Genomic DNA, 12,985 nt, shown 5'->3' on the forward strand with positions numbered 1-12,985 from the left:
GGGGTTGTTTAGGTTGCCGGCATTCTATAACTCCTGGTGACAGGGACGGGTTCTAAGATCGGATGGGTGTTAAACCGTTACCGTTATTCCTCCTTTCTGGCCTGCTGATGGTTTTGCTCGCGGGCTGTCGGGCCAGTGAGCCAACCGTGACGCCGACTGTTCCGCCTGTGCCGACTCCCTCTGCCGAACTTGCCGGCACGGACGTTATGCCGGCATTTCCTCCCCCCTCAACCGCTCCCGAAATCTATTGGCCCACCACCACCTGGCGCGCCAGCCTGCCCGAAGCGCAGGGCGTGGACACGGAAAAACTGGCGGACCTGTTCGACTTGATTGCGGAGCGGGACGCGCCGATAGATGGACTGCTCATTGTACGCCACGGTTACGTTATCTCTGAGGCGTACTTTTATCCCTACGCAGCGAACATTCCTCATGCCCTGGCTTCGATCACGAAAAGCGTGGTCAGCACGCTGGCGGGCATCGCTTTGGCGCAGGGGCAGATACCCGATTGGGATGCGCCCGTTCTCTCCTATTTCCCTGACTATGCCATACAGAACCGGGATGCGCGCAAGGAGAGCCTACAGATTACCCATCTGCTGATGATGACGACGGGGTTGGACTGGCCGGAGAGCAGCAAGCCGTATGGCAGCATCGGCAATCCCGTGAACCAGATGATGGCCAGTGACGATTGGGTGCGGTTTGTGCTGGACCGTCCTCTGTTCACGGACCCGGGCGCGCGCTTCAACTACAATTCCGGGGCGTCTCATTTGTTAGGGATTTTGGTGGGGCGGGCCGTGGATATGCCGCTGCCGGCATTTGCCGCGGATAACCTGTTCCATAAACTGGGCATCAGGGACGTCTCCTGGGCCACAGATAATCAAGGGCGCGCGTTCGGAGGCGGCGGACTGTATTTGACGCCGCGTGACCTGGCGAAACTGGGCTATCTTTATTTGCATCAGGGGGTGTGGGAGGAGGAAACGATTGTGCCGGCATCCTGGATCACCCGGGCCACGACCGGCCATATCGAAACGCCCGGTGAGGATACCTACGGCTACCAGTGGTGGATCAGTCCCCAGGGTTATTACAAAGCCGTTGGGCATGGCGGGCAGTATTTGTTCGTCGTGCCGGAGGCCGACCTGCTACTGGTTGTGGTGAGTGGCTTGCCCGCAAGAGACGAAGGATTGCCCGAATCGTTACTGCGGTTTTATGTGATGCCGGCCATTCTCTCCGACGACCCACTGCCCCCCAACCCCACCGCCAACGCCCGCCTCGCGCAAACGATCACCGCCGTGGCCGCCCCGAATCCTAAACCCGTGCCGCCCCTGCCGCCGCTGGCCGCGCAAATCTCCGGCCAGGTCTACGAACTGAACCCCAACGCCCTCGATTGGCAGCGTTTTTCCCTCACCTTTGACGAGGACGGAACGGAAGCGGAACTGGTGCAAACTTTCGCCACGGATACCTTCACCACCACCATTGGCCTGGACAACGTTTTTCGTCTCAACGAAGCGGATGGCATTCGTAGCGGCGTGCGCGGCTACTGGCTGGACGCGAACCAGTTTGTGGTGGAGCAGCGCGTGCCGGGCGAAATTGATCGGTTGCAAGTGACCATGCAATTTGCCGGCAACGAAGCCATCATCACGTTGCGTTGGGTGGTGGCGAGTTATACGCGACGGGTGACAGGACAAAGAGTTGAGGAATAATCGGATGAGGCGAACGGTCCCTGATTTTGGGGCTGTTGGGGCGCATGGTTGGACGTGTGATGCCGGCACAAGGAGAACAAAATGAACGATCGCGTATTGATCACGTATGCTACAAAACATGGCGCAACGGCGGAAATCGCCGAAAAAATCGGCCAGGTATTGGGTCAGGCGGGGTTGCGGGCGGATGTGATGTCCGTGGAGCGCGTCACCGATTTGACACCCTACCAGGCCGTCGTCTTGGGCAGCGCCGTCTACATCGGGCAATGGCGCAAGGAGGCCGTGAAATTCCTCACGACCCATGAGGCCATGCTGGCCGTGCGCCCCCTCTGGCTCTTCTCCAGTGGACCGACTGGGGAAGGGGACCCGGCGGAACTCCTGCAAGGCTGGCGCTTTCCCGAAGCGCAAAAAGCCATTATTGAGCGTATTCAGCCGCGAGATGTGGCCGTATTCCACGGCGAAATAGACGTGGAGGATCTGAATCTGCTGGAAAAATGGGTGAGCAAGAACGTTAAAGCTCCGCTGGGTGATTTCCGCGATTGGGAGGCCATCACCGCCTGGGCGGTGGCGATTGCCGAGGCCCTCCAGCCGCGGGAATAGGCGCAAATGGCCGCGGAGATGCCCGGCTAGTACTGCCTTTCCGGAAGCGATTGCCTGAGCATCCGGGAAGGTTTGAAGGATGGAGAAATGACAGTGCAGTTGACCAGTGAACAGGTCTGGCAAGTGATTGAGAAAGAGTTATTCGGTGTGTTGGGGATGGTTAGCGCCCGCGGGGAGGGGCGCACGGTGGGCATTATCTACGTCGTGCGCGACCGCAAGCTGTACATCGGGACGGAAAAGGATGCGTGGAAGGTGCGCCACGTCGCCCGTAACCCCCAGGTATCCATGACCATCCCTATCGCCAAGCGTATTCCCTTTATGCCCTGGATGAGGATTCCGGCGGCGACTATTACTTTTGCCGGCACAGCCCGCGTGATCCCCGGACAAGAAGCGCCGCGCGACTTGGTGCAAGCGGTCTTTCGCTCCGTGGCCGACGATCCGGGGCAGGTGGCCGATTATTGCCTGATCGAAGTGACGCCGGAAAAGGAGTTCGTCACTTATGGCGTGGGGATTCCCCTGATGCAGATGCGCCACCCGGACAAAGCTCGCGGGCGCGTGCCGGTCGGGTAGGCATAGGGCGCGGATAAACCAAGAACCCGCCCTCGCGCATCCGTCCATTCCCGAGCGAAGCCTCTATTCGTAACCGATGCGCCCTTACCTTATCCTACGAATTCCGGCTCAGGTTCGGGGGCGAGGGTGGCCTGGCGCTGTTCAATGCGGCGGCGCAATTTGTCCGGCCACTGGCTGATGTCTTCCGCCGGATAAATGGGCAGGGCGGGGCCATCCTGTTGCAGCAGATCGGCGGTGCGGCAGTGGAGGATTTGCCGCGCCGCTTGCAGGCCGGAAGCGGTAACGCCGGCCACGCCGTGGGAGAGGGTGCTGGCCCCGACCATGTAGAGGCCGGGGATTTCGCCACGAGTGGGGAATGCGCCCGGCCCGACCTGGAAGCGGCTTTTTTCGATGCCGTAGAGGTTGCCGGCGGTGGCTTCCAGGTAGAACTGGTTGGTCAACGGTGTGCCCAGGTCGCAAAAGACGACGTGGTCGCGGAAGCCGGGAACGAGGTCGTCCAGGCGGGCCAACATGTGGTCTATGAGGCGTTCTTTCAACGATTGGTAGGACGTGCCGCGTTGGCCGCTGGGTTCGTTGGCCCATTTGCGGAAGGCGTCGTAGCCGACGAAGGTGAAGGCTTCCAGGGTGTGGTGGCCGCTGTGCATTTTGGAGGGGTCTTTGAGGGTGGTGGCGGTGAGGAAAATTGCCGGCACGCGCTCAGCCCGCAGCGCTTCATCCGTCATCCCCTGGCGATAGATTCCGTCCAGGTCGTTGTGCGCGTAGAACCAGTAGTTGCCGGAATCCAGCCCGGCGGCGCGCAGGTCCATGTCCACGGCCACGAACAGGCTGAGGGCGGACACGGAGTAGCGCACCCGATCCAGTTTGCGCTGGAGCCGGGAGGAGAGGTTTTCCCGTCCTATCAATCGCCCGAAGGTGACTTCCGGGTCGGCGTTGCTGATGATGGTGTTGGCGCGGATTTCGCTGCCGTCACCGAGGCGCACGCCGATGGCTTTGCCATCTTCCAGCAGGATGCGCTCTACGCGGGTTTCCAGGCGGAGTTCGCCGCCGGCGCGCTTGAGGGCGCGCACGAAGGCGCGGGGGATGGCGAAGCCGCCGCCAATGGGGTAGTAACCGCCGTCGAAGTAGTGGTGGATAATGCCGGCATGTACCGGAGCCGACACCAGCGACAAAGGCATCCCATGATCCCCCGCCTGCCCCGCCAGAACCGCCTTCAAGAAGGGGTCCGACACATAATGGTTCAGCATCGCCTGGCCGGACCGCCACGCCCAACGCACCGCGTTTGGGGCCGTCAGCGGCAGCTTGACCACGTCTACCACACCGCGCAGCCGCGCCAGCCGGCTCAACTCCTGTGGCAAACTATCCACCGCCTCAAAAAAGGCGGCAATCCCCTTGCTTTCATGCGGGAAACGCGCCTTTAGCTTTTCTTCATAAGCGGCACGCCCCTTGGGAATGTCAAAACGCTGCGCGCTGGCTCCCGTTTCCCCCACCAGAATATGGTCGTAGCCATCCGGGTTGATCTCGCTAAAGGCCAGGTCCCGCGACACCCCCAACCCTTCGTAAATCTCCCGCATGTGGCCGCCCGGACCGATGCCGCCAATATAATGCACGCCGGGGCTAAAGCGATACCCTTCCAGCGTGAACGAGTGACACCAGCCGCCGGCCACATAATGCTGCTCACAAACAAGTACCTTCTGCCCCGCCTGTGCCAGGCACAAGGCTGCCGTCAGGCCGCCGGCCCCTGAACCAATCACCACGACATCGTAATCAATTCCCATAGTCGTACTCCTTTGTACGTTTGCGAGCGCCTCTTGCCTTTCTCAAGCGTTGGCGAAAAGGGTGAGGGCGAGCCAGCCGATGGTCAGGCCCGCGGCCAGGACGAGCAGAAGCATGATGCTCAGTAGAATGTAGGAGCGCGAGGGGTCGCGCCACCAGAGCCGATAAGTGATGACGCTGCCCAGCAGCCCGATCAGGGCAACGGGACAGAGCAGCAGCAGCATTTCGGGATGATTTTGCCAGGGCACGGCGGCCATGCTTCCGCTTTCCGCCGTCAACATCCAGTAGCCCATCAAGCAGGCCAGCAGCAGGGCGACGACTGCGCCGATGAGGACCATTTCTGTCGTGTTCAGCGGCGGCGGCGCGGGCTGCCAGTTGTCCTGGCGGTCGCTATCCCGCGGCGGCGCGAGGGCCGCCCCGCAGACCTGGCAACTTCGCCGAAAAGCGGCGTTGCGATGCCCGCAGTTGGCGCAAACAATGCGATTAACCATGACGTCTACCTGCCGAAACGCATAACAGGTGCGCTAACGCGGCGACGCTTCGATACGCCTGATGTGCGTCGTATTATGACATGGGCGGTGCGGCTTTGCCAGCGGCTCCCGCGTGGGAGAGATGGTGTGTCCGGATCAGGGGCTGCTGGCGTCATAGCCGTGGTGGAAATAGCCGATGATCCATAGCCCGGCGATGAAGCAGAGTGCGAAGAGGCTGTAGAATGCGAGTTGAATGGCGGCGGAGGGGGATGCGCCGATGGGGTTGCCCGGATGGAAGAAGCGGGGCGCGAGGAGGAGGGAGGTGGTGAGGTAGAGGGCGACGAGCAGGTGCAGCCCGCCTTGTATGCGGGGCCGCCGGAACCAGGTGTGCAGCACCTGGGCGATGATGGCGGCGGCCAGGACGCGCAGCATGGCGCTGGTGCGGGGTTCCTGCCAGAGGATGCCGCCCCAGTTGATGATCTCGGCCCAGAGGCTGATGAGGGTGGCGGCGGCGAAGAAGCCTAGCCCGACGCGGCTGAGGGTGGTGAGCCAGTTTTGCACGCCGGGGTTTTCGCTGATGAGGAGGATGAGGCCGAGAATGCCGGCAATCACCAACTGCAACATCCCCGTCCACGTCAACGCCACATGTACGTATACAATTTTGATCCCCTCACCCAACGTCCGGTCCACGGGAGCCAGCCAGATAACCAGCCCCATAATCACCATCAATCCAACCAGAACGGGTGCGGCTACCCGGACATAAGGGACAGGCTCATGGTGCGAGGTTTGTGTAGGAGCCATAGCGGAAATCCTCCGAGAAAGTAGTGGTGAGTGGCGAGTGGCGAGTGGCGAGTGTGCGAGTGGCGAGTGTGCGAGTGGCGAGTGTGCGAGTGGCGAGTGTGCGAGTGGCGAGTGTGCGAGTGTGGCGAGTGTGCGAGTGGCGAGTGTGCGAGTGGCGAGTGTGCGAGTGTGCGAGTGTGCGAGTGGCGAGTGGCGAGTGTGCGAGTGGCGAGTGTGCGAGTGGCGAGTGTGCGAGTGGCGAGTGTGTGGCGAGTGGCGAGTGGCGAGTGTGCGAGTGGCGAGTGTGCGAGTGGCGAGTGTGCGAGTGGCGAGTGTGCGAGTGGCGAGTGTGCGTGGCGAGTGTGCGAGTGGCGAGTGGCGAGTGGCGAGTGTGCAGTGGCGAGTGTGCGAGTGGCGAGTGTGCGAGTGGCGAGTGTGCGAGTGGCGAGTGTGCGAGTGTGCGAGTGGCGAGTGTGCGCGAGTGGCGAGTGTGCGAGTGGCGAGTGTGCGAGTGGCGAGTGTGCGAGTGGCGAGTGTGCGAGTGGCGAGTGTGCGAGTGGCGAGTGTGCGAGTGGCGAGTGTGCGAGTGGCGAGTGGCGAGTGGCGAGTGTGCGAGTGGCGAGTGTACGCGCACCCTTCCGCCCTCATACCCCATACCTCATACCTCATACCCCATACCCCATACCTCACCCCTCACCCCTCATACTTCACGCCGCCATCCCGTTGCCAGTCGCTTCCAGTTGAATGATTCCACCGAAAGCAGGTTGTTGGGCTGGAAGAAGCGCGCCGCGAGGGTGATGAACAGGTAGGCGGTGAGGGCCAGGCCGGCCAGGCTGACCAGGATTTGCCACAGCGGCACCTGGGCCACGGCGATGCGCGTGACCATGGCGCTGGGGGCGCTGAGGGGGAAGAGGCTGAGCGATACGGAGAGTCCCCCGTGGGGGCTGTCCAGGAATTCTCTAGCAAACATGAGGGTCGGCAGCAGCGGCAGGACCAGCATCCACGTGACCTGGCTGCCTTCGCGCGCGGTGGGGGCAATGGCGCCTGCGGCGGCCATGATGGAGGCGTAGGTCAGGTAGCCAAAGAGGAGGAATAGCACGGCCCAGATGAAGAAGCTGGGGGGGAAGCTGAGTTGGGCGGCGCTGAGCCAGATGGCGCTGCGTTGCAGCATAAAGATGCCGCCGCCAAACCAGATGAGCAGTTGCACCAGGGCGACGATGGTGAGGCCCATGATCTTGCCCATCATGAGCTGCCGCGGTTTGACGCTGAGGAGCAGTATTTCCACGACGCGGTTTTCTTTTTCGGCGGTGACGCTTTGCAGCATGTAGCCGCTGACGATGAGGAGGATGAAGTAGTAGATGTAGGGGACAATGGTGGCGACCAGTTCCGCCTGGGCGCGTTCACCGCTGCTTTCCGCCGTGGCGGGCTGCAAGGCGTGTTGTCTGGCGAGGACACCGGGCGTGGGGTTGGAAAGGGCGATAGCCAGCGCGCCATCGCCGGTGAGGTTGTAGTCGAGAAGGTAGTTGAGCATCCACTCGTTGCTGCTGCTGAAGGCGACGCTGTTATCGCCGCCGCTGAGCAGGTGGAAGTCGGGGGCGTAGATGCGGATGTTGCCGCTTTCCAGGTAATCGGCGGAGACGACGACGATTTGATCAACGCGGCCTGCGTCCAGGTCGGCGCGGGCGGTGGCGAGGTCGGCGTAGGGGAGGAAAACGTCAGGGGGCAGTTCGGGGGGGAAGCCGTGGACCAGGTTTGCCTGGTCTACGAGGGCGACATGGGGCAGCGTTACGGGGGCTGTGTCGGTTTGTTCGTTTTGGGTTGCGGCATCGCTCTCTTGCAGGACGTAGTAGCCGTTGAGGAGGATGAGGAATGCCGGCATTAAAAATGTCATCACCCAGAACGAACGCTTGCGCAGCGTCGTCACAATTTCGTGTTTGAGGACAAGCCAGATGGTTTGCATGGGTTGATCCTTTAGCCGCGCAGCGCCGCCATAACGCTGCGCAGATTTAGCGGCTGCCCGTAGTGCAGCATACCGGCGCGGAAAACGCGCGCCGCGGCGGCGATCATGACTATCGTGGTTCCTACGAGGATGATCCAGCTTGCTACCAACTGCCAGGTGGGAACCGTGCCTAATCCCCAGCGCAGGGAGATAGTGAGGAAGGCACTGGTGGGAAAGAGGGAGAGAAATGTGACCAGCGGGCTGTTGGGGGATTGCAGCAGGGCGGGCAGGACGAGCATGGGAATGATGAAGAGGAAGTTCAACAAGCCGGCAATTTGCTGCCCCTGTTGAAATTCGGTGACGGCGCTGCCGATGGCCACCATGATGGCGGAGATGAGACCGTAGGCGGGAAAGAAGAAGAGGCCCATCACGCCCAGGTAGGCCCAGGGAACCTGCACCCCTTGTAATTCTGGCACGTAGGGGGTGGCGACTTTGAGGGCGATGATCACCGTGATCAGGTAGATGCCCAACTGCGTTAAGGCCGCCGCCAGCAATCCCAGGGCTTTGCCGCCGATCAACTGCCGCGGCGTGATGGACGTGAGCATAATTTCCATCGTGCGGTTCTCTTTCTCGTCGGCGACCACGCGCAGCATGTAGCCCGACGCCGTCATGGTGGCGACGAAGAAGAAGATGCTGCCGACGATGGGCAAAATAATGTTGACGACGCCTTGCTCGCTGAATTGTCGCCCGCTCACCGTGTCTTCCACGATCATGTGCGGACCATCGAGCAGTCGTGTCTGGTAGTTTGCCGGCATATTCCGTACCAGATTGACGCGCACAAAGTCATCAAAATCCCCCCAGGCGCTGTTGCCCGGAGCCTGCCTCTCGTAATAAAGATCGACAACGCGGTTTCCCGGATAATCCGGCGGGAAAACGAACACCGCCTGCACCTGGCCGCTGCGTAGCGCATCCAGGGCGCTGGCCTCGTCCGGAAAGGCCGTTATGTGAATGCGTTTTTCGGCATCGGAGACCGTCGCTTGCAGCGATTCGTCGAGAATGTGCGCGTTGTCCACGTAACCGATGGGCTGTTTGTTCTCCCGCGCCAGTTCCACGGCGATGACCAGGCCGATGAGGAGGGAAAATCCCAGAGGGATGGCCAGAGTGGTGAGGAGAAATGCGCGCCGCGCCACCATGCGCCGATATTCGTGTCGCATGACCAGCCAATAGTTAAGCATTGTTCCCCTCCCTGGCGTGTTCGGCGGCGGGGCGCTCGGAAACAACCGTGATGAAGATGTCGTCCAGCGAGGGTTCCGCCAGCTCGAATCGCTCAATATGGACGTCGGGACGCGCGGCCAGTTCGCGCAGCACGGTTTGCGAGTCCGCGCCGGCGGCCAGCGCCAATTGCCAGGAGCCGTTGTGGTGGCGCGCTTCCAGGACGCCGGGAATCTGGTCGAAGTTGCCGCTGCCGTCGAGGGAAATGGCATTGCCGGCAAAATTCCGCTTAATCTCGTCCACTTTGCCATACAAAACCGTTCGCCCCTCGTCAATGAGGACAATCCGGTTACACAATGCTTCCACCTGATACATCTGGTGCGTGGACATGATGATGCTCCTTCCCGCCAGCCGCTGCTCGTCGAGAATGTCCTTCACCAGGCGCGTGTTCACGGGGTCTAACCCGGAAAACGGCTCGTCAATGACGATCAGGTCCGGCTCGTGCAGCAGCGTGGCGATGATTTGCGCCTTTTGCTGCATGCCCTTGCTCAGTTCCTGTACCTTTTTTTGCCGGTGTTCCGCCAGATCGAACCGCTCCAACCACTCCCCCAGGCGGGCGCGCACGGTGCGCTCATCCAGTCCTTTGAGGGTTCCCAGGTAGATGAGGGTGTTCTCCAGTTTCAGGTCTTTGTAGAGACCGCGGTCTTCGGGCAGGTAGCCAATTCGTCGCTTGCGCTCCAGGTCTAGTGGTCCCCCGAGTACGCTGATCGTGCCGGCATCTGGCTTAAAAATATCCATCACCATGCGGATTGTCGTGGTTTTGCCGGCACCATTTGGCCCTAGTAGGCCAAAGATCTCGCCCGCCTCCACCGCAAAAGAAACATCTGCAACTGCGTGCACGCTGCCAAACCGCTTGGATAGATGAGAAACGTCGACGGTGTGCATAAAAGTCTCCTTTGAAAGCACCTTGCCAGGCGATTTTCTGGCTCGCCTATAACTCCTAAGCTAGATTGGACCAATTTTCTCTGGTGAAAATAGCCATTGAGCGCATGAAATTGGTCCAATCTCCAGAGCGCGTTGATAGTTGCGCGCGCCTGAGAGAATTGACAGTCGATCCGAAAGATCAAAACCATTGGTGACTATACAGGTCATCTGCCCAGATTGGACCAATTTGCTCTGGTTGAATCTTATTGATGTCTACAAAATTGGTCCAATCTCTCGGAGACGTGAATAGTTACAACCATTGTAATTCTACACCAAAAACAGTAGACCGGATGTTCTATTTGTGGTATACTTTTCTCGTGTGCGGAAATGATCATTTTGCTCTCCCCTCGCTTAATTCCGTTTCCAAACACTTCCTCAACCACAACCCGTTGGCGAGTACATTTTTTCTTGGGGACAGCATGAGAATCGCTCTTAAAGCGTAACGACTCAACCCTCTTGTGGTCAGATTGGTTCATTCTTGGAGAATGAACCAATCTTGAGTTGCCTCAAATCTAATTTCGAAGAAGGAGACAAACAGATGCATGTGGTAAAACGTTATCCTGATGGTGTGTTTAGTTGGGTGGATCTGGCTACGCCTGATCCGGAAGGGGCGAAGGCGTTTTATATGGGTCTCTTTGGCTGGGAGTCGGAGGATATTCCCACCCCCATGGGGCCGGCGTATACGATGCTGCGCATGAATGGCTATAATGTGGCGGGATTGGGGCCGCAGCCGCCGGGGATGGAAGGAATGCCGGCATTCTGGGCCTCCTACGTCAATCACAGCGATGTAGACGCCATTGCCGCGCGTATCCCCGGCGCCGGCGGCGTCGTCACCATGCCCCCGATGGACGTGATGAGCGAAGGGCGCATGATGATGGTCCAGGACCCCACCGGGGCCATGTTTGGCGTCTGGCAGCCACGCGACCACATCGGCGCACAGTTGGTGAACATGCCCAACACCCTGGTGTGGAACGAACTGCAAACACGCGATGGCGCGGCGGCGAATGCCTTCTACAGCGCCGTCTTTGGTTGGACCGCCGATGCCGACAGTTCAGGCTACGTGGTCTACGCCGCGGATGGCCGGCGGCAAGCGGGCATGATGCAAATGGACGACTCCTGGGGAGAAGTGCCCCCCAACTGGGCCGTTTACTTCATGGTGGATGACCTGGACGCCACCGTGGCCCGCACCCAGGAACTGAACGGCACGGTTCTCGTGCCCGCCACGCCCGCGGGCGCGATGGGGCGTTTTGCCGTGCTGCAAGACCCGCAAGGTGGCATTTTCACGGTGATGCAGTTTGATGGTCCCGTTGATCCGCCCCCCGGCGCGTAATGGACCCGCAATAACCCGATGATGCACAACCCTGACAGGTCTCCGCGAACCTGGCGGACCTGTCAGGGTTGACGCCAGGGCGTCGCCGAAAGGCTACGCCAGTTGCTTCTTGTCTATCTTCCCCGCGCCCGTTTTCGGCAGCTCCTCCAGAAACACAAATGACTTCGGCGTTTTGTAGGCGGCCAGCCGCTGCCGGCAAAACGCGGCCAATTCCGCCGCCGCAACTTGCCGCCCCGCCACCAACACCACAAACGCCCGTCCCACTTCCCCCCAGGTTTCGTCCGGCACGCCCACAACGGCGGCTTCTGCCACCGCCGGATGCGCGTGCAGCACGGATTCTATCTCCGCCGGATACACATTCTCCCCACCGGAGATAAACATCTCCTTCAATCGTCCCACAATGCGATAGTATCCCTCCTCGTCCCGGACGGCGATGTCGCCCGTATGTAACCAGGCGCGCCCGCTGGGGTCGGCGGCGATAGGGTGGATCGCTTTGGCGGTCGCTTCTGGGTTGCGCCAGTAGCCCGCGCATACATGCGGCCCGCGAATGACCAGTTCGCCCCCTTCTTCCGCGGCGCACTCCCGGCCATCGGGCCGCAGCACTTTCACGTCCACGAATTGCAAGGGAAAGCCGACGTAGCCGGGCTTGCGCCGCACGTCGGCGGGCGGCAGCCAGAAGGTGTTTGGCCCCGCTTCCGTGAGACCGTAACCGGTCTTGAAATCGACGCCCCGCTCCCAGAACTTCTCGAAGATGGGCATGGGGCAGGGGGCGCCGCCGGAGATGACCAGTTTGAGGCGGGAGAAGTCGGCCTCGGCCCAGCGCGGGTGCTGCTGTAGCATGAGGAACATGGTGGGCACGCCAAAGAAGAGGGTGACGCCGCCGCCGGCGATCAGGTCAAACACCTGGTCGGGGTCGAAACCGCGGCAGACGATGGATGTGCCGCCGGCGATGATCAGGGGGAAGGTGAAGACGTTGAGGCCGCCGGCGTGGAAGAGGGGGGCGTTGAGGATGGCGGTATCGTCTCCGGTCAAGCCCCAACTGAAGTTGGTGTTGCCGGCATTTGCCAATATCGCCCCGTGTGTCAAAATCGCCCCCTTTGGCAGCCCCGTCGTCCCCCCCGTGTAACAAATCACCCACGGATCGTCCGCCACCAGGTCCACCACCGGCGGCGGCGTCGCTGGATAACTATCGCGGCGGGTGAATGGTTCATCATCCGCGTGGGCGCGTTCCGCCAGCGCCACCCAATGACGGATGCCGGCCACTCCCTGGCGCAATTGCGCCACCGTCTCCCGGAAATCGGGGCCGTAAATGAGGACGGACGGCTCCGCATCCTGGAGCAAGGCGCGCAGTTCGGCGGGCGACAGCCGCCAGTTGAGGTTTTGCAGAATGGCGCCCAATCTGCCGCAGGCCATCCAGATGTCCAGGTAGGCGGTGCAGTTCATCGCCAACACGGCGACGCGGTCCCCCTTGCACACCCCAATCTCTTCGCATAGCCAGTTTGCGGTAGCGTTGATGCGGGCCGCCCAGGCGCGGTAGGTGATGGGTTGCTGCTCGTGAAGCGTATCTACCAGGGCGATCTTGTCCGGCGTAAGCTGCGCCCGCCGCGTGATGTAGTCGCCAATTATCATGGGG

11 protein-coding genes are annotated in these 12,985 nt (G+C 61.0%); 4 read left to right on the forward strand and 7 right to left on the reverse strand.

Annotation, left to right across the window (positions count from 1 at the left end; genetic code table 11):
- The first annotated feature begins 146 nt into the window (after window positions 1–146).
- The 3 genes from H6650_12960 to H6650_12970 all read left to right on the forward strand — a co-directional run bounded on the left by H6650_12960 (window position 147) and on the right by H6650_12970 (window position 2,864).
- Window positions 147–1,697, forward strand: a complete 1,551-nt coding sequence (locus H6650_12960; protein MCB8952911.1) for a serine hydrolase — start codon at window positions 147–149, stop codon at window positions 1,695–1,697.
- Between the two features lie 81 nt (window positions 1,698–1,778).
- Complete coding sequence (locus H6650_12965; protein MCB8952912.1) at window positions 1,779–2,294, forward strand: flavodoxin domain-containing protein; 516 nt, start codon at window positions 1,779–1,781, stop codon at window positions 2,292–2,294.
- Window positions 2,295–2,381: 87 nt separating this feature from the next.
- Window positions 2,382–2,864 (forward strand): pyridoxamine 5'-phosphate oxidase family protein, encoded by a 483-nt coding sequence (locus tag H6650_12970; protein MCB8952913.1) that lies wholly within the window; start codon window positions 2,382–2,384, stop codon window positions 2,862–2,864.
- Between the two features lie 89 nt (window positions 2,865–2,953).
- Here H6650_12970 and H6650_12975 read toward each other — a convergent pair whose 3' ends face one another.
- The 6 genes from H6650_12975 to H6650_13000 form a co-directional block, all read right to left on the reverse strand.
- The gene (locus tag H6650_12975) at window positions 2,954–4,639 is read right to left on the reverse strand and encodes an NAD(P)/FAD-dependent oxidoreductase (GenBank protein MCB8952914.1); all 1,686 of its coding nucleotides are present in this window, start codon (window positions 4,637–4,639) and stop codon (window positions 2,954–2,956) included.
- Between the two features lie 42 nt (window positions 4,640–4,681).
- Entirely contained in the window at window positions 4,682–5,128 is a 447-nt protein-coding gene (locus tag H6650_12980; protein MCB8952915.1) for a hypothetical protein, read from the reverse strand.
- A 135-nt stretch (window positions 5,129–5,263) separates the two neighbouring features.
- The gene (locus H6650_12985) at window positions 5,264–5,908 is read right to left on the reverse strand and encodes a hypothetical protein (protein ID MCB8952916.1); all 645 of its coding nucleotides are present in this window, start codon (window positions 5,906–5,908) and stop codon (window positions 5,264–5,266) included.
- Between the two features lie 679 nt (window positions 5,909–6,587).
- Entirely contained in the window at window positions 6,588–7,847 is a 1,260-nt protein-coding gene (locus H6650_12990) for an ABC transporter permease (protein ID MCB8952917.1), read from the reverse strand.
- A gap of 11 nt (window positions 7,848–7,858) precedes the next feature.
- Entirely contained in the window at window positions 7,859–9,061 is a 1,203-nt protein-coding gene (locus tag H6650_12995) for an ABC transporter permease (GenBank protein ID MCB8952918.1), read from the reverse strand.
- Complete coding sequence (locus H6650_13000; protein ID MCB8952919.1) at window positions 9,054–9,983, reverse strand: ATP-binding cassette domain-containing protein; 930 nt, start codon at window positions 9,981–9,983, stop codon at window positions 9,054–9,056. The genes H6650_12995 and H6650_13000 overlap by 8 nt, the downstream gene beginning before the upstream one ends.
- 577 nt (window positions 9,984–10,560) lie before the next feature.
- On the opposite strand from H6650_13000, the gene H6650_13005 reads away from it, so the two are divergent.
- The gene (locus H6650_13005; protein ID MCB8952920.1) at window positions 10,561–11,352 is read left to right on the forward strand and encodes a VOC family protein; all 792 of its coding nucleotides are present in this window, start codon (window positions 10,561–10,563) and stop codon (window positions 11,350–11,352) included.
- 93 nt (window positions 11,353–11,445) lie between these two features.
- On the opposite strand, the gene H6650_13010 is transcribed toward H6650_13005, so the two are convergent.
- The gene (locus H6650_13010) at window positions 11,446–12,981 is read right to left on the reverse strand and encodes a long-chain fatty acid--CoA ligase (protein ID MCB8952921.1); all 1,536 of its coding nucleotides are present in this window, start codon (window positions 12,979–12,981) and stop codon (window positions 11,446–11,448) included.
- Window positions 12,982–12,985 lie beyond the last annotated feature (4 nt).

The organism is Ardenticatenales bacterium (genome assembly GCA_020634515.1).
GTDB lineage: Bacteria > Chloroflexota > Anaerolineae > Promineifilales > Promineifilaceae > JAGVTM01.